The sequence below is a fragment of the Pseudomonas sp. UBT genome (assembly GCF_050915955.1).
Classification (GTDB): domain Bacteria; phylum Pseudomonadota; class Gammaproteobacteria; order Pseudomonadales; family Pseudomonadaceae; genus Aquipseudomonas; species Aquipseudomonas antarctica_A.
On sequence record NZ_CP168079.1, the window covers coordinates 4,256,868 to 4,278,736 of the forward strand.

Below are 21,869 nucleotides of genomic sequence, written 5' to 3' on the forward strand. Positions count from 1 at the left end.
GGTATCCCAGGCAAACACACAAGTCAGAACCGCAGCTTATCAGTCCGATGCGACCGTGCGCATCACTGTCTCCCGGGGCAAATCAAACGCTTCAACGACTTGCACCACCAGGTCCATCTCCTGATTCAGCGCTTCGCGCTCCATGCGCTGGCGAATCACACCTATCACCAATACCGACAAGGTGGTGATCGAAAAAGCCGGGCCGGAAAACGCCCGCACTCCCGTCACCAGCAACATCGCCGCCGCCAGCGCCTGGCCCACCACCGGAATCGCCGTGGCCGCGCCGCGCCGCAGGATAAACCCGGTCAACCCCGCCAACGCCGTGCCGCTCAGCGCGGTGGTGGCCGAGCGGCCAATGTCGATTCGACTGAACAACCCCTGCTCTTTTTGCGCGGCGGCCTTGAGCTCGGCGTCGAAGGCCTGCCGGTCGGCGCTGCTGAGTTTGCCTTTGTATTGCTCGATCAGTTTTTCCGCGACCTGCGCCTCGATGTCCGCCAGCGCCACGGTTTCAAGCGGCTCATCGAATTTGATTCCAAGCTTTTGCGCCACATCTTCGGCGATCTGTCGATAACTCACGCCATGGCCGCGGGCGAGGTTCATAAAGCTGTCACCGCCCATACGCTGCAACTCGATGGCCAGTTTCAGCGGTTCGCGCACGCTGGCATCAATCGAGGCACTGCGCTTTTGCGCCATCAATTCGGCGAGAAACTTCAATTCTTCCGCACGCGCCTGCATCAGTGCCGGGAACAGTTGCGCGTCTTCCTCGGCAAAACGCACTTCACTGCTGCGCAGATCAGAGCGAATCAGGCCGCGCCGCTCCTGCAACAAGTCGGTGTACTGCACCACCGTCTTCAACTGCGGCCAGTAGGCGGCATGATCAAAGGTGGCCAGGTGAACATTGGTGACCTTGGCCTTGAGTGCCGGCGTGACATCAATCGCATAACGGCCAATGCAGCGCTCGGTATCCGGCTTGATAGCCAGCGCCCAGTCCTTGCTGGAGTGGCAATTGATCACGCGCCCCTTGAGCGGCGCCGACACTTCATCCCACGGGCTGGACGTACAGATCGCCCCGCCCATCAGCAGCAAATTGTTCAATGGCAGTTCGCGGGCGATCTCGGGGCTGGCCAGCAAACTTTTGACCAGGATGCGTGCGCCGAGGGAATGGCCGATCAGGTTGATGCGCCTTACTTGCAGCGATTCGGCGTGCAGGTAACTGGCCAACTCCGGCAATAAAGTCTTGGCCACTTCATCGACACGCGCCTCGACGCTTTTGTAATGATCAAGAAAATACGCAATCGCCTTGCCCACGCCCACAGTCGCCGCGCCCAGGCCGCCGCCACCGAGCATCGAGGTGATCACATCCTTGAAGGGGGCGAACAGGTTTTCCAGAAAATGCCCCGCCGGCCAGAACAGCATCAAGTTGGTCGAGCCTTCGATACCTGCCAGTTGCGCTTTGAAATTGCCCAGTTGCTGGCGGTTGAAGAAGGCCGAGTAACCGTGAACATAGAGATTGAGCACATCCCCCTGAGGCTCGCCGCACAGTAAGAACGTGGGTTTGCGGGTGCGGTGCATTTCATCCCACTGGTGTTGCATGGGCCGGTGACTCCTGGTGACGATGGACGGCGATAGTAACAAAGCATGACTGCAAGCAAGGTGAATCCTGACCGACGTGGGCTCAGAACAATGACGCGGCCCTGGATTTGGCCAGGTAGCGCGCAGGGGAATCCCCCAGGTTGCGACGAAACACGGAGGTAAAGGCGCTGGAACTGCTGAAACCCAGCGCTAACGCTACCTCGGTGATGGATGCACCATGACTGAGCCGTGCAGTGGCCTCCAGCAAGCAGACCTGCTGGCGCCAGGCTACAAACGTCATGCCGGTGCTGTTCTGAAAATGGCGGGTAAAGGTACGTCGACTCATGCTCGACCACTCGGCCATCTCGTCGAGGGACACGGTTTGCGCAGGCGCGTCCAGAAAGCGCTGGCAAGCACGGGCCAGGCGCGGCTCGGAGGGCAGCGGCGCACTGAGGGGCAATACCGGCATGCTGCCTATTTCATCGATCAGCAGCGTCAATACGCTATGCCGTCGGGCATCGGACGCTGCCGATGGGTCGATAGCCAATGCCGCTTCCAACAGATGCCGGAGCAGTGGCGACACCTCGACTACCTGGCAGCGGTCGTGCAGCCCTGCCCGCTCGGCAGCTTGAGCATCGAGGTAGGTGTTTAGCATGACCACATCACCGCGCATGTGCATTTCATGGGCAATGCCACCCGGCACCCAGATTGCCCGCTGCGGCGGCACCACCCAATTGCCCAGGTCGGTGAACATTTTCAGCGCGCCGGTGGAGGCATAGGCAAACTGCCCGCGCGGGTGTGTATGCCGCTCGAACACGGTGCCGGAGGGGTACGCACGCAGGGTGACCAGCGCTTCGAGGGCGTTGTCATCAAAGGTTGGAATCATGGCCCGATATTGTCAAAAGATGACCCAACATAGCAAGCGGGCCATCCGCACGCGCCCTACCCTTCATGCCTTTGAAGCAGCGTGCTCGAAGGAATCGCCATGCAAAAGAAACATCTGGCACTTGCCCTGCTGGTCACCCTGGTCTGGGGGCTGAACTTTCCCATCACCAAGCTGGGCCTGCGTGCAATCGACCCGTTCGTGCTGACAGGCATGCGCTTTGCCCTCGCCGCCTTGCCACTGGTGTTGTTCATCCAGCGCCCCAGCGTCAAGTTCCGCTATGTGGCCGCCTACGGCATTATTTTCGGGCTGGGCATGTGGGGCGTGATCAACTATGGCATCCAGGCTGGCGTTAGCCCGGGAATCGCCTCGTTGATCATTCAGTGCAGCGTGTTTTTCACGCTGGGCTGGGGCTACCTGCTGTTCAAGGAAAAAATCCGCCGTGCACAATGGCTCGGCGCCGTTATGGCATTGATCGGGCTGGCGGGCATCATCTCTACCCAAGAAGGCGAGCATGCGGTAGTTGGGGTTTTGTTGATCGTGTTCAGTGCGTTGGCCTGGAGTATCGGTAACGTCATCATCAAGGCATCGGGCGTGAAGGAAATTTTCTCGTTCATGGTCTGGGCCAGCCTGTTTCCGCCAATCCCACTGTGGCTGATGGCCTGGTGGATGCACGGCAACGCCGCGTTCGACGGCTTGCCGGCCAGCCTCGACCTGACCGCCGGGTTGTCACTGCTGTTTCAGGTTTACCTGGCCACGCACTTCGCCTATTGGGGCTGGAATTCGCTGCTCAAGGCATACCCCGTGTCAACTGTGGCGCCGCTGTCGTTATTGATCCCGGTGTTCGGGATCACCAGTTCAATGCTGATACTGGGCGAGCGCATTTCCCCAGCCAATGGGCTGTTCATCACCGTCATTATCATCGGCCTGGCTGTCGGGCTTTACCGTAAACCAGTGGTGCATGACGCCGCAAAAAAAACCGCCCTTTCGGGCGGTTGAAGGTGCTCGGCTTTGATCAGAAACCGAGGGAGAAACTGATCGTCATCGCATGGTCCTTATCGTTTCGGGACAACTGCCCCGAATAGCCCAAGCCCAGCTTGCCGTTCTGACTGATCTGGTAATCGACGCCCGCTTCCACCACCGCGCTGTCTTTGGCGATCGGCACCCCTTGGGTGCTGAACGAACCACCGCCGTTGATAAAGCTCAGGTCGGCATCCGGCTTGGTGTCGCCAAAGGCGTGACGCCAGCCGATGCTGCCACGTGGGGTGATTTTCGAGCCGTTGCCCAAGGTGAGGGTCTGGCCGATGCGCACGCCCAAGGTCGAGAAGGTCACGTCCTGATCGGCATCACCACGCAGGGCTGCGGAACCGCCTTTCTCCCTGAGGGTGTCGCTGTCGTAGTTGACATAGGCCAGGCCAGCGAAGGGTTCCACCACCACACTGCGGGTTTCAAGGGTGTAGCCCACTTCACCGAAGACTTGCGCGCTACGTGCCTTGTAGTCAGCTTTCAGGCGTTGACCTGCACCGCCAACGGCCACGTCGCGTTTGCTTTCGATGTCATGCCAGCTGTACGCCACGCCCATACGCGCGGCGAAGGCCTCCTGCTGATAAGCGGTGTAGGCCATCAAGTGGTAGCTGTCGACGTCGGCACTGGAACTGCGGCGCTTGGCGTCCAGGTCACTGCGGGTGTAGCCGGCCGCCATGCCGACGCGCCAGGCGTCATCCACTTGCTTGTCGGTGCCGAGCAGGAAGCCGCTGAGGTTGCGGTCCAGTTTGGCGGTGTTGCTGTCGCCGCCCATGTGGCCCCAAGTACCGAGTACGCGCATCCAGCCGACCATCTCGCCATGGCAACCGGCGCTGCTCAGGCGATTTTCACTCGGCGCCAGGCTGTTGCGTGGGTCGTCTTCGCGGTAGCAGCCCGGTTGGCGCAGGCGCTCATTGACCGCGTCACGGATGTAACGCGAATCCTCAAGCAAAGCGCTGGCAGTGCTGGCGTGGATCTCACCGGACAAGCTGTCGAAGGCGGCGCGCGCCCCGGCTGCGTCCGAGGTAAGCAGCGCATTCTGCACCGCAGCGCCGCCTACAGCGGTACCGCTGTCCAACGCTGCCGCGACGCCGCGCTGGTTACTGGTGGCCGCCACACTGGCGTAGCTGACGCTGTTACGGCCGACCGCCAATGCCACTTGGGTCGGGCTGTAGTTCAGCGAGGTACTGAGGAACGCCAGGTTCTCCAGATTGGTGGTGCTGAAGGTGCCATTGACTGCGGCTGCCGTCAGCAGCGTGTAAGTGGAAGGGCCAGTATAGGGCGCCAGGTTGACCACATTTAAAGTACCACCCAGGTCCGCCGTGCCGCCGACCGCCAAAGAACTGACCACCGAAGGCGTGATGACCAGGTTCAGTACGCCAGTGCTGGCGTTAGTGAAGTTGCCGGCCACCGTCAGCTTGCCGCCATCCGGTGTGACGCTGCCGTTGTTGACCAACGAACCGACACTGCCGTTGCCGGTCAGGCCTGCGCCATTGGCGACTGTCACCTGCCCGCCGAACACGGTGCCTGGGTTGGCCGCGTTACCGACTTGCAGCACGCCCTCATCCACCGACGCGGTGCCGCTGAACGGCTGGTTGCCGGTGAGCAACAATGCACCCGCGCCCTGTTTGGAGAGGGTACCGGTGCCGGTCAAGGTGCCATTGAAGGTGCCGTTAGTGGGTTGGACAAACAGCAGTCGCGCATTGTTGAGGATGCGACCTTGCAAGCTGAGGGTGTTACCGGCCAGCGTACCGCCACTGACGGTAGTGCCGCCGGAGTAGGTATTGGCGCCGGTCAGCAACAAGGTGCCCGCGTCGAGTTTGTTGATCGCTCCGGCGCCCACGATTGGCGCGGCAATTTCTGTGGTAACACCCGAGTTGACCCGCACCGCCGCCGTGCCGGTTGGCGACAAGGTCCCACCTGCACCGGCCGTCAGCGTGTAGCCAGGGTCGAGAAATTGCAGGCCGGTGAAGCTCTGATTACCGAGCACGGTGACGGTACCACCCTGCCCCGCGAATACAGCGAACTGGTTGTTCGACGCCTGAGCTTGGGTGCCCGTTGGATCGGTCCAGTTAGTGCCCGGGCCCCAGGTGCCGCTGCCGCCGGTGATAGTGCCATCCGGGTTGGTGGTGCCGCCGTTCCAGAACTGAATTTGCCCTGGCGTGGTCTGCACCAACAGGTTGAGCTGGTTGGCCAACGACGTCTGCAGGCTCAGGTTACCCAGGCCGGCAGGTATCGAGCCGAAGGTCAGGCCGTTGTCGGTCAGGGCGCCACCGTAGCGGAACAGTTGATACACACCGATGCCAAAGCCACCGGCGTCAGTGACATTGAGTGTGCCATCGAGGACCAGGTTGCCTGCCACGTTCACCGCCGTGGTGGACGCACCTGGCGCACCCAGGGCGAAGTCCAACGCGGTGCCCGACGACAGCGCCAGCGAACCCACCGACAGCGGCGTCGCCGCCCCGGCCTTGAGAGTCGAGCCATCCGCCATGCTCACTGCACCGCCGAGGGTACCGCTGCCCCCGAGGGTCGCGCCGCTGGCCACTTGCACCGCCGCACTGTTCAGCGTGCCGTTGACCAGCAGGCTGCCCGCGTTGACGTTGGTGTTGCCGGTCAGGGTGTTGTTGCCGGTCAACAGCAACGCGCCCGTGCCGGTTTTATTCAGTACGCCTGCGCCGGTGAGATTACCGGTGTAGGTGCCGTCGGCGCCCTGCTCGAAAGTCAGGGTCGCGTTGTTGGCAATCGCACCTTGCAGGCTGGTGGTGTTGCCGGTGGTGGTGCCGCCGTTGAGACTAGTACCCCCGCTGTAGGTGTTGGCGCCGGTCAGCAACAGCGCACCGTTGCCATTTTTCACCAGGCTGCCAGTGCCGCTGACTACGCCGTTAAGTGCCAGCGCGTTGCTGCCGGCCAGGGTCAGCGGGCCGCTCAGGTTGATGGCGTTGGCAAGTTGCAGGTCGGTGCTGCCGTCCAGACTCGCAGCGCCGCCGACGGTCAGCGCGCCAGTGCCCAGCGCGGCGTTATTGCCGAGGACCAATTGACCGGCATTCAACCCCGTACCGCCGGTGTAAGTATTGGCACCATTAAGCGTCAATGTCGCCGCGCCTTTTTTCAGCAGGCTACCGCTGCCACTGAACACCCCATTGAGTGTCAGCGCGTTGCTGCCGCCGATGGCCAGCGCGCCATTGAGTATCGCAGCGTTGCCCAGCGAGACAGCCGCGTTGCTGTCCAGGGTGGTGCCATCAGCCGCAAGCAGCGCGCCAGTGCCCAGCGCGCTGTTATTGCCAACCACCAGCGTGCCGCCATTCAGCGCGGTGCCACCGGTGTAAGTGTTGGCACCGTTCAGCACCAACGTGCCGGTGTCTAGCTTGGCCAGAGTGCCGGCGCCGCCAAGGGTGACACCCAGCGTGGCGGTAACGTTCGGGTCGACGCGGATTGCCGTGTTGCCAGTGCCGCCATTGACCAGGTTAAGCGCACCCGCCGTACCGGACGCCAGGTTGTAGCCATCGGTGACAAACTGCAGGCCGGTGATGTTTTGCGTGCCATCCACCGTCACGTTACCCGCCGTACCTTGAAACACGGCGAAGCTGTTGTTCCAACCTCGATTGAGCGTGCCGTCAACGTTAGTCCAATTGCTGGTGCCAGCGCTCCAGGTGCCGTTACCGCCGTCGATGGCGCCGTTGCCGATCAGATTAGCGCCGTCCCAGAACTGCACCGTGGTGTTGGGCGCTGTGACCAGCAGGTTGACCTTATTGCTGACGGCCGTCTGCACTTGCACGTCGCTCGGGATCACACTGCCCGGCAGTGTGCCGATGGCCAGGCCATTATTGGTGAGTGCCCCGCCGTAGTTGATGATGTTGTAGACGCCGCTGCCAAAGCCGCCGATATCGGTGACGTTAAGCTTGCCGCCCAAAGTCAGATCGCCGCCGACATTCAGCAGCCCGCTGCCACCGCCCACGACTGGAACACCGAGACCGACATCCAGGTTGGCATTATTGCCCAGTACCAGCGAGCCCACCGACAGCGCGCTGCCGGTGGCCAAGCCGATCTGCCCGCCGTCAGCCACCGTCACGGCACCCGCCAACGCACCCGTGCCGGTCAGTGTGGCGCCGTTATTCACCGCCACGCTGGCGCTGGCCAGCGAACCGCTGACATTCAGGCTGCCGCCATTGACGTTGGCGGCGCCGCTGAGGCCATTGATGCCGCTCAGGTTGAGGACACCGGTGCCGTTTTTGTCCAGGTTGCCGGTACCGTTCAGCGTGCCCGCGAAGGTGTTATCGAGGTTGCTGCCACCCACCGCCAACGTACTGCCGCCCGCCACCTGAATCGCGCCGTTGCCGGCCAGGGTATTGAGGCTGGCATTGCCGCCCAGGTTGAGGCTGGCACCCGAGCCGACGTTGACGCCGGAGGTATTGCCCAGCGCAGCGTTGCCCACCGTGGTCACGCTGCCGCCGACCACGTTGAGAGGGCCGGTGAAGGTGTTGTTGCCGGTCAGCAGCAAGTCCGCTGCGCCATTCTTGATCAGCGCCGCGTTGCCGGCCAGCACACCGGCCAGGGTCAGGTTGTTGTTACCGGCCACAGTCAGGTCGCCGTTAAGGTTGACAGCATTCGCCAGCACCAGCGGCGTGCTGTTGGCCAGCGTGCTTGCGTTGCTGACGGTCAAGCCGCCGGAGCCCAGGCCGGTCACGTTGCCCACCGTCAGCGTACCGCCGGCGAGAGTGGTGCCGCCGCTGTAGGTATTGGCGCCGTTGAGGATCAGGTTGGCACTGCCGTTCTTGACCAGCGAACCGGTGCCGCCGACCACACCGCCCAGGGTCAAGTCGTTGCTGCCAGCCACCGTCAGTGCAGCATTCAGTGTGGTGTTATTGGCCAGGGCCAGCGCGGCGCTGTTATCCAGCGTCGCCACGCCGTTAACGGTCAAACCGCCAGTACCAAGCGCCGAGCCGTTGCCCAAGGTCAACGAGCCTGCATTCAACTGCGTGCCGCCGAGGTAGGCATTGCCGCCGTTAAGGGTCAGGTTGCCCGCCCCGCTTTTGGTCAGGCCTCCGGCGGCGCTGACCAGCCCGTTGAGGGTCAGGTCGGCGCTGCCGAGAATGCCCAGGTTGCCTGCCAGGTTTACCGCATTGGCCAGGACCACTGCGTTGCCGGTATCAAGCGTGGTGCCCGCCGCCGCATTCAATGCGCCGGTGCCCAAGGCACTGTTTGAAGCCAGGATCAGCCCACCCGCATTCAAGGCCACCGGGCCGAGGAAGGTGTTATTGCCGCCCAGGGTCAAATTGGCCAAGCCGTTTTTGATCAATCCGCCGACGCCGCCGATCACGCCATTGAGGGCCAGCGCGTTGCTGCCCGCCACGGTTGTGTTGCCGTTCAAGAGCACGGTATTGCCCAGTGCTATCGCGGCATTGCTGTCCAGTGTCGTACCGGCCGCCGTCGTCAACTGGCCGGAACCCAGCGCCGTGTTACTGCCGACCACCAGGGTGCCGCCATTGAGCGTGGTGCCACCGGAGTAGGTGTTGGCGCCGCCCAGCACCAGGGTGCCGGTGTCGAGTTTATTGAGGGTGCCAACGCCGTCGATATTCACGCCGATGGTTGCCGTAGCGCCTGGGTCAACCCGGATGGCGGTGTTGCCCGTGGTGCCATTGACGGCGGTCAATTGCGCACCGGTGCCGCTGACCAGGTTGTAGCCGTCGGTGGCGAATTGCAGGCCGGTGAAGCGTTGTGGCCCCTGCACGGTGACCGTGCCCGCTGCGCCCTGGAACACCGCAAAGTCACCGACCCATGGCTGATTAAGCGTGCCGCCGGCATTGGTCCAGTTGGTGCCCGCGCTGGTCCAGGTGCCGGTGCCGCCATCCACACTGCCGTTGGCAATGGTTTGGCTGCCATCCCAGAAACGAATGTTGCCCGTCGGCGCGGAAACCACCACGTTGACTTGGTTGCCGACGGAGGTCTGTACCACCAGGTCGCCCAAGGCATAACCGGCCGGTACGCTGGCCACATCCAGGCCCAGGTTGGTCAGGCCACCGGTGTAATTGATCAGGCGATACACACCCACACCAAAGCCACCGGCATCCGTCACGTTGAGGTTGCCGTCGAGGGTCAGGTTGCCGCCCACGTTGAGCAAGGAACTGGTGGACGGTGCATTCAATGCCACATCCAGATTGGCACCCGACGCCAATACCAGAGAGCCGGCCGACAAGGTGTTGCCGCTGCTCAGGCCCAGGTGCCCGCCATTGTTGACATTCATAGCGTTCAACACTGACCCGGTGCCGGTCAGCGTACCGCCGCTGTTGATGTTGACCAGGTTGCTCGCCAGGGAGCCGCTGAGATTCAAGGTGCCGGCATTAATGGCCGTGTTACCGGTGATGCCATTGATACCCGTGAGATTGAGCGTACCGCTGCCGACCTTGGTCAAACCGCCGCCGCCATTGAGGTCGCCACCAAAGGTGCTGGTGGCGTTGACGCCGCCCACGCTCAACGTTGTGCCTGCGCCCACTTGAACAGAACCGCTGCCGGTCAGGGCGGCCAGGCTGGTGTCCACGCCGAGGTTGAGTGCGGCCCCGGCGCTGATGTTGGCGCCGGAGGTGTTGCCCAGCGCACCGGTACTGAGCGTGGTCACGCTGCCGGATACGACATTCACGCCACCGGTAAACGTGTTGTTGCCACTCAACGTCAGGTCTGACGGGCCATTTTTGATCAGGTTACCGGTACCACTGAGCACGCCGCTCAAGCTCACGTTGTTGTTGCCGGCGACGGTCAGGTCGGCGTTCAGCGCAATGGCATTGCCCAAGCCAAAGGCCGCGCTGTTGTCCAGGGTCGACGCGCCGCCGACGGTCAACGCACCGCTGCCCAGGCCATTGGCGTTACCCAGGGTCAATGTCCCGGCATTCAACGTGGTGCCGCCACTTAGGGTATTATTGCCGTTGAGCGTCAGGTTGGCCGCGCCGTTCTTGATCAACGGGCCGGCGCCGCTGAGTACGCCGCCCAGGGTCAACGCATCGGTGCCGCCCACGGTCAGGCCTGCATTGAGAGCAACGTTGTTGCCTAGGGTGACGGCCGCATTGCTGTCCAACGTAGCGGCACCGCCGACGGTCAGGTTGCCCAGGCCCAGGGCCGAGTTGCTGCCGACGGTGAGGGTACCCGCGTTCAGCGTGGTACCGCCCAGGAAGCCGTTGTTGCCATTGAGGGTCAGGTTGGCCGCGCCCTCTTTGGTCAGGCTGCCTGCGCCATTCACAACGCCGCCGAGTGACAGGTCGGCCGTGCCGCCGATGCTGAGGTTCCCGGCAAGATTGAGCGCATTGGTCAGTGTGGCGGCCGTGTTGGCATCCAGGGCAGTGCCCGCCGCCGCATTCAATGCACCGCTACCCAGCGCGCCAGTGGCACCGACCACCAGCTTGCCGACATTCAGCGTGGTAGTGCCCAGATAAGTATTCGCGTGGTTGAGGACCAGGTCGGCTGCGCCGTTTTTGATCAAGCCGCCGACGCCACTCACCACGCCATTGAGGGTCAAGGCGTTGCTGCCGCCGAGTGTCAGGGTGCCGCCCAGGTTGATGTCATTGCCCAGGGCTGAGTCGGCGCTGGCATCCAGCGTAGTACCCGCCGCTGCGTTCAATGCACCGGAGCCCAGCGCAGTATTGGCGCCGACAATCAGTGAACCGCTGTTCAACGCGGTGGGGCCGCTGTAGGTGTTGGCACCGGTGAGGTTCAGGCTCGACGCGCCGTTTTTGATCAAGCCGCCCACACCGCCGATCACGCCACCCAGGGTCAGGGGGTTGGTGCCGTTGACGGTCAGGTTGGCGTTGAGGTTGATTGCATTGTTGGCCGTCAACCCCGCTGTGTTGCCCAGGCTGCTCGCCCCGGCCACGGTCAACGCGCCCGTGCCGAGCGCCGCACCGTTACCCAGGTTCAGGCCGCCGGCATTCAGGGTAACGCCACCCTGGAAGGTGTTGGCGCCATTGATGGTCAGCAGCCCTGCGCCGTTCTTGATCAACTGGTTGGTGCCACCGATCACGCCGCCCAGGGTCAGGTCGTTGGTGCCAGCCAGGGTCAGGTCGGCGTTGAGGTCGATGCCGTTGGCCAGGCTAATACCGGCCGCACTGTCCAGGGTACCTGCACCGCCGACAGTCAAGTTGCCGGTGCCGAGTGCGCTGTTAGTGTTGACGGTCAAAGTCCCGCCATTGAGCACCGTGCCCGCCAGAAAGGTATTGGCGCCATTGATAATCAGGTTGGCCGCGCCGTTTTTAGTCAGGCCGCCTGTCCCACCGATCGCACCGTTCAACGTCAGGTTGTTGCTGCCGCCCAGATTCAAGTTGCCGGAGACATTCACTGCATTGCCCACTGTCACCGCCCCGGTGGTATCCAGGGTAGTGTTGTTGGCGGTATTCAAGGTGCCGACCAGACCCAATGCGTTGTTGCTGCCCAGGATCAAAGCGCCCGCATTCAGCGTTGTATTTCCCAGCAAGCCGTTATTGCCGCTGAGGGTCAGGGCGCCGGTGCCGTTCTTGATCAGGCCACCGATGCCGTTGACGACACCTGTGAGAGTCATTGCCTGGCTGCCGCCGAGCGTCAGGTTGCCCGCCAGGTTGACGGCGTTGCCCAGAGAAACCCCGGTGGTAGCATCCAGTGTGGTGCCCGCCGCCGCATTCAAGGCACCCGTACCCAATGCGGTGTTGGAGCCTACCAACAAGGTGCCGCCATTCAATGCGGTAGGGCCTTGCTGGGTGTTGTTGCCGGACAGCGTCAGGGCCGCAGTGCCATTTTTGATGATACCGGCGGTTCCGGAGATTACGCCTGCCAGGGTCAACGGGTTACTGCCAACGGTGGTCAGGTTGGCGTTAAGGGTCACGTCGTTGTTCAACGTGCCGGCGGCAGTCGTGTCCAGGCTGGCGACACCGTTGACGCTCAAGGCCCCCGAACCCAGGGCGTTGGCACTGCCGAGGATCAAGCCACCCGCGTTCAAACTGGTAGGGCCGGTGTAACCGGCGTTATTGCCACTCAGCGTCAGGCCACCGCTGCCGTTTATGTTCAGGCCACCGCTACCACCGAGATTGCCGCTGAGGGTCAACGCGCCTGTGCCGGTCGTGGTCAAGGCGCTGTTGAGGGTGAACGCGTTGGCCAGATTCACCGTGCCGGGTGCCGATAGGGTCGACACCCCGGCGACCGTTACGCCACCGGAGCCCAGCGCCAGAGTGTTGCCCACTTGCACACTGCCGGAATTCAGCGTTGTCCCACCGCTGAAGGTGTTGGCGCCAGTGAGGATCAGTTGGCCGGTGCCGGACTTGATCATCCCGCCGGTACCCGAAAGTACGCCGCCCAAGGTGGTGCCATTGGCGCCCAGCAGTGTCAGGCCACCGCTGCCCAGGGTCATCAAGTTGCTGAGCGTCAGGCCCGCGGTGCTGGCTTGAATCGCCCCGCCATTGGCGGTCAGGACGCCGGTGCCGAACGTACCGTTGTCATTGAACTGCGCAACACCGCCATTGAGGGTGGTGCTGCCGCTGACCAGTGGGCCTTGCAAGGTCCAGGTGCCGCTGTTGACGGTCAGGTTGTTGAAGTTGACGTAGGTGGCGCTCGAGGCCGTGGCCGCGCCCGACGTGCCGCCCCCAACACCGAGAGGGTTTTGCAGAGTCAACGTGTTGCTGCCGCCCAACCCACCATCAATCTGCCCGGTGGGTGCGAACCCCAGATTGACCCCAAGCAGGCCGCCCAGGGCAAGCCCAAGACCACCGCCGCTGGAAACAGTGGAGCCGGTGACCGCCGTAAAGGTGTTGGTGCTGGCGGCCCCCATCGACAAACCGCCAATGATGTTGCCGCTGTTGAAGAAGGTGTTGCCGCCTGCCGACGCCTCGAATGCCATGCGCCCGGTCACCGTACCGGTGTTGGTCATGTTGACCCGGGAACCACCCTGCACCGCTATCACCGGCGCGTCGGAAGCAAACAGGCTCAGGCCCAGCAACGCAGCGGAGCCGATGGCACCGTTGTTGGTAATGGTGGTGGTACCGGTGGCGCCGTTGTTGATATTCAGCGCCATGCCGTTGAGGGTACTCAGGCCGACACCCAGGAGGCCCGAGGTGCCTTTCATGATACCGGTGGCAAGGTTGGTGACACTCACCGTACCCGACGCGCCGCTGCCAATCACCGTGCCGTTGCTGAGCAGCGTGATCAACCCCAATATCGAGGGGTCGATGGTGCCCGCGTTGTTCAACGTGATGTTGTTACCCGCGAGGTTCATCGCGGTTCCACCCAGCAGCGCATTGATGGTGGAGCCAACGGTTACGCCAACAGTCAGGTTATTCACGGCGCTGGAAAAGGTATTGTCCAGCAGGATTGTTGCGGTGCCCGTACAGGTCACGGCGTCACCCAACGCGGGGCTGGCCGGCGTGCACGCTGCCGAGGCCTGAGGGCTCGCCAGGCCGATCACCAGCCCCGCCACGCCGAGGCGGATAGCAAGCGAAAGCGCAGAAATACGCGGTGTAACGGCAGTCGCAAGTCTTCTATCCACGTCCAACTCCTTGGTGGTCCAAGCCTTTCATCCATGAATGCGCAGAAGCCCAACCCTATTGACTCACACGCATTGAGTGCGAAATACCTGACCGCGGTGACAACTGATCTGGTTTTTCGAAACGGTAGTCGACCCTCAGAGAAGCCATTGAATTAAATGGTATTAATACTTTCGTAAGCCCCGTGTAAGAATGGGATTACAGCTAGTAGCCATTGGCTTTCGCGTCAAAAATACAAGTTTCGAAATGTAAAAAAGCGCTTTAATAGCCCCCTGTTGATTCGTTTTAAAGATTCTGGAGTTCGCAATGCCCCATGAAGGCAACCTGTTACAAGCAGCCGTGGTGTTCCTGCTCGCCGCCGTGCTGACAGTGCCCCTGGCCAAGCGCCTGCAACTGGGTGCCGTGCTGGGCTATCTGTTCGCCGGTGTGATCATCGGCCCGTCGGTCTTGGGCCTGGTGGGCAACCCGCAAAGCGTGGCGCAGTTCTCTGAGTTGGGCGTGGTGTTGCTGCTGTTTATCATCGGCCTGGAGCTGTCGCCGAAACGGTTATGGGTGATGCGCAAGGCGGTGTTCGGTGTCGGCCTGGCCCAGGTGTTGCTGACAGGTTTGGTGATGGGCGCGGTGGCGCTGTGGCTGTTTGGCCAAACCTGGAACAGCGCGATTGTGCTGGGCCTGGGCCTGGCGTTGTCCTCCACTGCCTTTGGCTTGCAAAGCCTGGCCGAGCGCAAGGAACTGAACCAGCCGCATGGGCGGCTGGCCTTTGCGATTCTGCTGTTCCAGGACATCGCCGCAATCCCGCTGATCGCCATGGTGCCGCTGCTCGCCGGCAGCGACCACCCGACCACCGAAGCGCAAGGCCTGCAACACGTCTTGCAGATCCTCGGCAGCATCGCCGTGGTGATCATTGGCGGGCGCTACCTGTTGCGCCCGGTGTTTCGTATCGTCGCCAAGACCGGCCTGCGCGAAGTGTCTACCGCCACTGCGCTGCTGGTGGTGATCGGCACCGCCTGGCTGATGGAACTGGTGGGCGTATCCATGGCCCTCGGTGCATTCCTCGCCGGGCTGCTGCTGGCGGACTCGGAGTACCGTCACGAACTCGAATCCCAGATCGAGCCGTTCAAGGGCCTGTTGCTCGGCCTGTTTTTTATCAGCGTGGGCATGGGCGCCAACCTCAGCCTGCTGCTCAGCTCGCCGCTGGTGGTCATCGGCCTGACCCTGCTGTTGATCGGTTTGAAATTGCCGCTGCTGTATGCGGTCGGCCGCCTGGTGGGTGACCTTAATCGCGAAAGTGCGCTGCGCCTGGGCGTGGTGCTGGCGGCAGGCGGTGAGTTCGCCTTCGTGGTGTTCAAGATCGGCCGCGACCAGGGCTTGTTCGAGCCGCATCTTTACGATGTGCTGGTACTGACCATTACCCTGTCCATGGCCGTGACCCCGCTGCTGTTATTGGTATGCCCGAAGCTGTTCAAGTCCAAGGCCAAACCCGTGGAAGTGCCCGAAGAATACCGCGCCATCGAAAGCGATGCTCCGCGCGTGGTGATTGCCGGCATGGGCCGTATGGGCCAGATAGTGGCGCGGATTCTGCGCGCGCAAAACATCTCGTTCATCGCCCTCGACACCTCGGTCGAAACCATCGAACTGACCCGCAGTTTCGGCGGCATGCCGGTGTTTTATGGTGACCCGCAGCGCCCGGAGATCCTGCACGCCGCCAAGGTCGATCAGGCGGAATTCTTCGTGATCGCCATGGACGACCCGGAGATCAACATCAAGACCGCCGAATTGGTGCGCACGCGCTACCCGCACATGAAAATCATCGCCCGCGCGCGTAACCGCCAGCACGTGCACCGCCTGGTGGACCTGGACGCCTCACCCGTGCGCGAAACGTTCTACTCCAGCCTGGAAATGAGCCGCCGCACCCTGGTCGGCCTCGGTTTGAGCCAGGCCCAGGCCGATGCGCGCATCACCCGCTTCAAAAATCACGACCTGCAGTTACTCGCCGCCCAACACGCGGTGTATGACGACGCGGCCAAAGTGATGCAGTCCGCCCAGGAAGCCCGTACGGAACTGGCGCGGCTGTTTGAGATGGACCGTCTCGAAGAAGAGTCCGACAAGGTGTGAGGCTATGTATGAACGATCTTGCGAGTTTTCTGACAGAATACGCCGCAATTTCGTTCATCTCTGGAGCGCTTCATGGCCACTTTCACCAAGACCGCCGTCCTGCTGGCCCTTGCGCTTAGCGCCGGTAGCGTGTTCGCCGCCAGCAAGCCCGCTGCCACACAGACCATCTCGACCCTGGGCGGCAAGTTCACCTTTAATCTGCCCAAGGCCTACACCGCCGACACGCTGCCAACCGGCAAGGCTGAGGACGGCACCGCCGACACCCAAGGCACGCTGTACGCCAACTCGGCGACTAAAAGTGTGGTGATCGTCGCCGAAACCGTGCGTAACGACGGGGCAACCATCAAAGACAATGACCCGCAGTTCCTCGATGGCGCCGTGGCTGATTTCGTCAAGGACCAGAGCGCCGCCCTGCCCGACTTCAAGAAGCAAAACGAGAAAAAACTGACCTTCAAAGGCCTGGGCCTGCGCCAGGTAGACAGCACCGCCACCCAGGGCGGCGGCAAGACCTTGAACTCCACGTTCCTCGGCGGTTCCGGCAAGCACTTGCTGGTGATCCAGGCCATTTCGCGGGCGGATGATGTGAAGGGGCACGCCGAACTGGTGAAGCAGATTACCGGCGGCAAGTAAGCCTCATCCCTGACAACACAAATCAAATGTGGGAGCGGGCTTGCTCGCGAATACAGTGGATCAGTTAAAGATGAGTTGACTGACACACCGCATTCGCGAGCAAGCCCGCTCCCACATTTTTGATCGCGCTTACTTCAAGGTTTTCTCTAGCCAAGCCTTCAGATCCTGCACTTCCGCCTCACTCACGGTATGCGGCATCCCCGGATACCCGTGGAACTCCGGCTTCAACCCCAGCCCCACCAACACCTCATTCGCACGCGTCGCCGACACATACGGCAGCGCCTGGTCCAGCGTGCCGTGGCCAATAAAAATCGCCAGCTTGCCCAGTGATTCATTGGGCTTGAGCTCAGCCTTGAGAACTGGCAATACACTGCCACTCAAGGCCGCGATCCCGCGCACCAACTCGGGCTGACGCAAGCCCACTTCGTAGGACATGATCGCGCCCTGGCTGAAACCCACCAGGAACACCCGATCGCTTTGCGTGTGGTATTTGGCTGTGGCCTTGCCGACAAAGTCTTCGATCAGCCTGGCGCTGCGTTGCAAGTCAGCGGTCTCGCCATTGTAATCGCCGTCACCCGCGGTCTTGGTAAACCAGCGATAGCCGTTCGGGTCCACCGGCATCGGCGCACGCGCCGACAGGTAAGTCCAGCTGGAAGGTAACGCGTCCTTGATACCAAACAGGTCTTCCTCGTTGCTGCCGAACCCGTGCAGGAAAATCACCAACGGTTGGTTGCGTGAATCGCTCTGCGTCTGTTCCAGGTACGCCAACGGCAAGTCGGTGTGCAGCGTGGCATCGGCATGGGCGACACCGGCCATCAGGGTCAGCGCCAGGGCAAACAGCTTGAACATGGGGAAGTTTCCTCAGGGTTTGCGCAACAAATAAGTGTCCATGATCCAACCATTTTCCAGGCGTGCGGCCTTGCGCACCCGTTCGATTTCTTCAGCCACGTCACTGACTTTGCCGCTGATCAGGATTTCGTCCGGTGTGCCCAGGTAGGCGCCCCAGTAGATATCCAGGTCTTGATCAGCCACGGTACGGTAGGAATCTTCGGCATCGAGCATCACCACCAACGTGTCCGCATCACTCGCCTGCCCCGCCGCCAACCGGCGCCCGGTGGTAATCTCGATGGAGCGGCCAATGCGATTCAGCGGCACCTTGTGCTGGGCCGCCAGGGCCTGCACGCTGGTGATGCCGGGTATGACTTCGAACTCAAACGCACAGTGGCCACTGGCGAGGATCGCCTGCAGGATACGGATGGTGCTGTCGTACAACGCAGGGTCGCCCCAGGCCAGGAAGGCGCCTACTTCGCCATCCGCCATGTGCTCATTGATCATGCGCTCGAAGGTGTGTTGCTTGTCGCGGTTGAGGTCCTGCACGGCGGTGGTGTAGTCGATGTCGCCGCGCGCACGCTCGGGGCAGTCGGCCTCGACGAAGCGGTAGCCGGGCTCGGTGATGTAGGTCTCGCAGATCTCGCGGCGCAGGTCGATCAGCTTGTCTTTGCTCTGGCCCTTGTCCATCAGGAAAAACACGTCGGTGCGGTTCAGCGCCTTCACGGCCTGCATCGTGATGTAGTCAGGGTTGCCGGCGCCAATGCCGATGATCAGGATGCGTTTCATGGTTTGCTCTCATTGCGGGGCGTGGATTTTGCCATGTTCGCCGGGTCAGGCGTGAGTTTCCAGGCGCAGGCGCCAGACAGTGTTGAAGCGCAGCTCGGTGGCGGACAGGGGCTCGATGTCGATCCGGTAGAACATCGACACCGGGAACTGCATGACATAGAGCAAGGCGGCGCGAATCACCAACGGGTGGGTGATGGCCAACACATGACCGGGTTGGGTTTCGAGGGATTGCAGCCACTGCCCGACCCGCGCACAAACCTGTTCCACCGACTCGCCGCCGTGGGGCGTGCTGGTGCTGTCGGTCGCCCAGGCCATCAATGCATCGCCGTCCAACTGGTTGATCGCCTGGCCTTTCCAGGCACCCAAGTCAGCATCGCGCAAGGCGTCCTCGACCTGCGCGTCAGCGCCGAACAGCCCGGCCGTCTGGCGGGTCCTGGCTTCAGGCCCGCATACCAGGCGCGGGTTTTTCTTGAAGCGCCCGGCCAGGGAGAACGCTGCGTGTTGCCAATCCATGCTGACAGACTCGTCATCGGCAAACCGCCCCAGCTTTTGCGACGCCGTAGCGGCATGGCAGATCAGTGTCAAACGCGTGGCTGGCACCGCAGATCGCTCCGGTAACGAGTTAGAAGCCTGCAAGACTGGCGCAGTTGACGCTATCGCGCAACGCCTTGCGCCAGATAGAGCACCTGGTAACCCGTGCCCGGGTGGTCCATCTGCAGCGGCTTGGCCGAGAGCGTGATCCGCACCAGGCGCCACGCTTGCACATCCAGCGCCAGGAAGACCGCGAATGTATCCGGGCTGTCAGCCAACTGCTGGTTACGTCGTTTTTCCTCGGCCAATATCCCGGCTCGATCCGCCCCTGGCTCCAATGACCATTGCTCCCGGTACAAACTCAACGCCTGCCGCGCGGGCCCTTGCTGCACGTCCAGCGGCAACCAGCTTTCGATGTGCGGGCGGCCAAAGCTGTCGAGCACCTTCTGGAAACGCTCGCCCAACAAGAAGTCGGCGGCCTGCAACGGGTCTGCCCACAGGTACACCGACGCATAGACATTGCCCGTCGCTTGCCCGCGTTCCTGGGCGATAAATGCCTTGAACAGCAGCCCTTCAGCGTGATCCCACAACGGCCCCAATTGCTCAGCGCGGCGGCGGATAACCCCCATGTCGTAATCGGCAGGCAGGCGGTGTGAATACTGTTTGGCAAACATGGCGAAGCTCCTGTGCAAGATAAGGTTTGAGCTTGCGCAGTGGCAGTGATTTCAACAAGATATCAGCCGATATATGTGCGATAAGGATTTGATATGACTGATGCGCTCAAACCCCTGGATATCGACACCGTGCAGGCCTTCGTCCGGGTCGCCGACTTCGCCAGTTTCACCCGTGCCGCCGAGGCCCTCGACACGTCCCAGGCCGCCATCAGCCTCAAGCTCAAGCGCCTGGAAGAACGCCTCGGTTATCGACTGCTGGAGCGCACGCCCCGCCACGTAAGGCTGTCGCCCCAGGGCGAGCAGTTCATCGTGGCCGCTCGCGCCCTGCTTAACGCCCATGAACGCGCATTGGGCGACATGGGTACCCAGCCCTCGCGGCGTCTGGTGATCGGCATCAGCGACCACGTCGCCGGGCCGGACTTACCCACCTGGCTCGGCCGCCTCGCCGCGTACGACCCTTTGCTGATCCTCGAAATACGCATCGCCTCCTCCCGCGATCTGGTGGCCGCGTTCGACCGCAACGAGCTGGACGCGGTGATCGTGCGCAACGAAGGCGACCGCCGGGACGGCGAAGTGTTGGCAGTGGAACGCTTTGGCTGGTTCGCTGCGCCGACCTGGCGACACAACCCCGGCCTGCCCTTGCGCCTGGCAACCATGGCGCCGCCGTGCGGGGTCCGGCATCTGGCGGTCAGGGCGTTGGATGAGGCCCATATCGACTGGACTGAAGTGTTTGTCGGCGGTGGTGTGATGGCGGTGGGCGCGGCGGTGAGCGCCGGCTTGGGTGTCGCCGCCCTCGCCCACCGAGTGGCCCCGGCCGGGGCGGTGGACGTGAGCGAGCAATGCGGTTTGCCCGCATTGCCCGTCAGTGAAGTGGTGCTTCACAGCCGCATCAGTGACCTGCGGTCCCGCGAAACATTGCGCACGTTAAGCGCAACGTTTCGCGGCGTGTTGCCGCGCTGAGGTTTACGCCACTGGGGCTTCTGCACTCACCGTGGCGGTGGAAGCCCGGGCCTGTAACTGTGCGGCCCCCACCGAAGGCACGACCGGGCTGCCGCTGGCGACAAAATCTTCTTTGCGCAGCGCCACCAGGGCAATCAGTGACACCACGCCGGTGGCCACGTAGAAATACCACGGCGAGGTGATATCGCCCGTCACCTTGATCAGCCAGGTGGAGATCAGCGGCGCGCTGCCGCCAAACACCGCGACCGGCACGTTGTACGCCACCGCAATGCCGGTGGAGCGGATGCGTGTCGGCAGCAGTTCGCTCATCAGCGCATACGTCGACGAGGCATACAGCCCGAACAGAATCGCCACTGCCATCAACGGTGCGAAGAACGATGCGGCCGTTGCGGTCGGCGCCGACTTGAACAGCCAGAACATCGCCAACGTGGCCAAGGTGCCAATCACCATCAGGAACGGCTTGCGCCCGTATTTATCGGTAAATGCGCCGCCAAAGGGCATCACGAAGGCCGCCGAAAAACTGGCGACAAATACGTAGAGCAAGGTGGTACCGCTGTCGAACTTGAGGATCTTGGCCATGTAGGTCGAAGCGAAGGTCAGCACCAGGTAAAAGATCGAGCTGTGCAAGGTGATGATAAAGAACACCAGGGCGATCGCCCGCTTCCATTGCCAGACTTCACGCAGCGGTGCGCGGGAGGTTTGGCCGGCGCGTTGCAGGGCGAGAAACTCGGGGCTGTCTTCCAGCTTGAGGCGGATGTACATGGAGATAAAGCCCAACGGCGCGGCGATCAGGAACGGCACGCGCCAGGCCCATTCCTGCATCACGTCGGCGCCGAGGATCCAGGTCATGCCATTGGCCACGGCGCCGCCCAGCAGCAGGCCGAGCACGGCGGTGACCATTAACCAGCAGGTCGCGAACCCGCGTCGACCCGGCCCGGCGTATTCCGAGATAAAGCTGGTAACAGTACCGATCTCACCGCCTGCCGAAAAACCCTGCACGCAGCGCACCAGGATCAGCAGGATCGGCGCCGCGATGCCCAGCGTCGCGTAGGTCGGCAACACGCCGAGCATCACCGTCGAGCCGGTCATCATCACCAGCGCCATGATCAGGGTTTTACGGCGGCCGATCTTGTCCGCCAGCGGGCCGAAGAACAGCCCACCCAAGGGCCGGATGAAAAAGCTCAGGGCGAATGCGGCAAAGCTGGCGAGCAGGCTGGTGGTGGGGTCATCGGAGACGAAAAACGCCTGGCCGATGTACACGGCGAGAAAGCCGTAGACGCCGTAGTCGTACCACTCGATCAAGTGACCGGAAGTGGCACCGAGAAACGCACGGCGCCGCTTGCGGACCGTGTCTTGCGCTTGATTGCCCATCGA

Annotated in this window: 12 protein-coding genes; 4 read left to right on the forward strand and 8 right to left on the reverse strand. The window is 62.3% G+C overall.

The window, feature by feature from the left end:
• Nucleotides 1-39 precede the first annotated feature (39 nt).
• Together ACDZ94_RS19570 and ACDZ94_RS19575 are read right to left on the reverse strand one after the other, a co-directional pair.
• Complete coding sequence (locus ACDZ94_RS19570; RefSeq protein ID WP_432750629.1) at nucleotides 40-1,593, reverse strand: DUF726 domain-containing protein; 1,554 nt, start codon at nucleotides 1,591-1,593, stop codon at nucleotides 40-42.
• An 82-nt stretch (nucleotides 1,594-1,675) separates the two neighbouring features.
• Nucleotides 1,676-2,458 carry a helix-turn-helix domain-containing protein gene (locus tag ACDZ94_RS19575; protein WP_432750630.1) on the reverse strand — a complete coding sequence of 261 codons (783 nt, stop codon included), beginning with the start codon at nucleotides 2,456-2,458 and terminating at the stop codon, nucleotides 1,676-1,678.
• Between the two features lie 99 nt (nucleotides 2,459-2,557).
• On the opposite strand from ACDZ94_RS19575, the gene ACDZ94_RS19580 reads away from it, so the two are divergent.
• Entirely contained in the window at nucleotides 2,558-3,454 is an 897-nt protein-coding gene (locus ACDZ94_RS19580) for an EamA family transporter (RefSeq protein ID WP_407016799.1), read from the forward strand.
• A 16-nt stretch (nucleotides 3,455-3,470) separates the two neighbouring features.
• Here ACDZ94_RS19580 and ACDZ94_RS19585 read toward each other — a convergent pair whose 3' ends face one another.
• Nucleotides 3,471-13,970, reverse strand: coding sequence for an autotransporter-associated beta strand repeat-containing protein (locus ACDZ94_RS19585; RefSeq protein ID WP_432750631.1), 10,500 nt, complete (start codon nucleotides 13,968-13,970; stop codon nucleotides 3,471-3,473).
• Nucleotides 13,971-14,274: 304 nt separating this feature from the next.
• Between ACDZ94_RS19585 and ACDZ94_RS19590 the strand changes: the two genes are divergently transcribed.
• Both ACDZ94_RS19590 and ACDZ94_RS19595 read left to right on the forward strand, forming a co-directional pair.
• Nucleotides 14,275-16,083 (forward strand): monovalent cation:proton antiporter-2 (CPA2) family protein, encoded by a 1,809-nt coding sequence (locus ACDZ94_RS19590; protein ID WP_064452785.1) that lies wholly within the window; start codon nucleotides 14,275-14,277, stop codon nucleotides 16,081-16,083.
• A 72-nt stretch (nucleotides 16,084-16,155) separates the two neighbouring features.
• Complete coding sequence (locus ACDZ94_RS19595) at nucleotides 16,156-16,713, forward strand: hypothetical protein (RefSeq protein ID WP_432750632.1); 558 nt, start codon at nucleotides 16,156-16,158, stop codon at nucleotides 16,711-16,713.
• 129 nt (nucleotides 16,714-16,842) lie between these two features.
• On the opposite strand, the gene ACDZ94_RS19600 is transcribed toward ACDZ94_RS19595, so the two are convergent.
• From ACDZ94_RS19600 to ACDZ94_RS19615, 4 genes are read right to left on the reverse strand one after another with little or no spacing between them, the layout of a single operon-like run.
• Nucleotides 16,843-17,562, reverse strand: coding sequence for an alpha/beta hydrolase (locus tag ACDZ94_RS19600; protein WP_064452787.1), 720 nt, complete (start codon nucleotides 17,560-17,562; stop codon nucleotides 16,843-16,845).
• Between the two features lie 12 nt (nucleotides 17,563-17,574).
• Entirely contained in the window at nucleotides 17,575-18,330 is a 756-nt protein-coding gene (cobF, locus tag ACDZ94_RS19605; RefSeq protein ID WP_262665049.1) for a precorrin-6A synthase (deacetylating), read from the reverse strand.
• Nucleotides 18,331-18,375: 45 nt separating this feature from the next.
• Nucleotides 18,376-18,930: a histidine phosphatase family protein gene (locus ACDZ94_RS19610; RefSeq protein WP_128588095.1), complete on the reverse strand. Its 555-nt coding sequence runs from the start codon at nucleotides 18,928-18,930 to the stop codon at nucleotides 18,376-18,378.
• 53 nt (nucleotides 18,931-18,983) lie between these two features.
• Complete coding sequence (locus tag ACDZ94_RS19615) at nucleotides 18,984-19,535, reverse strand: DUF4865 family protein (protein WP_432750633.1); 552 nt, start codon at nucleotides 19,533-19,535, stop codon at nucleotides 18,984-18,986.
• A gap of 93 nt (nucleotides 19,536-19,628) precedes the next feature.
• Between ACDZ94_RS19615 and ACDZ94_RS19620 the strand changes: the two genes are divergently transcribed.
• Nucleotides 19,629-20,495 (forward strand): LysR family transcriptional regulator, encoded by an 867-nt coding sequence (locus tag ACDZ94_RS19620; RefSeq protein WP_064452791.1) that lies wholly within the window; start codon nucleotides 19,629-19,631, stop codon nucleotides 20,493-20,495.
• A gap of 3 nt (nucleotides 20,496-20,498) precedes the next feature.
• Here ACDZ94_RS19620 and ACDZ94_RS19625 read toward each other — a convergent pair whose 3' ends face one another.
• On the reverse strand, nucleotides 20,499-21,866 hold the full coding sequence (locus ACDZ94_RS19625; RefSeq protein WP_432750634.1) for an MFS transporter: 1,368 nt from the start codon (nucleotides 21,864-21,866) through the stop codon (nucleotides 20,499-20,501).
• Between the last annotated feature and the right edge of the window lie 3 nt (nucleotides 21,867-21,869).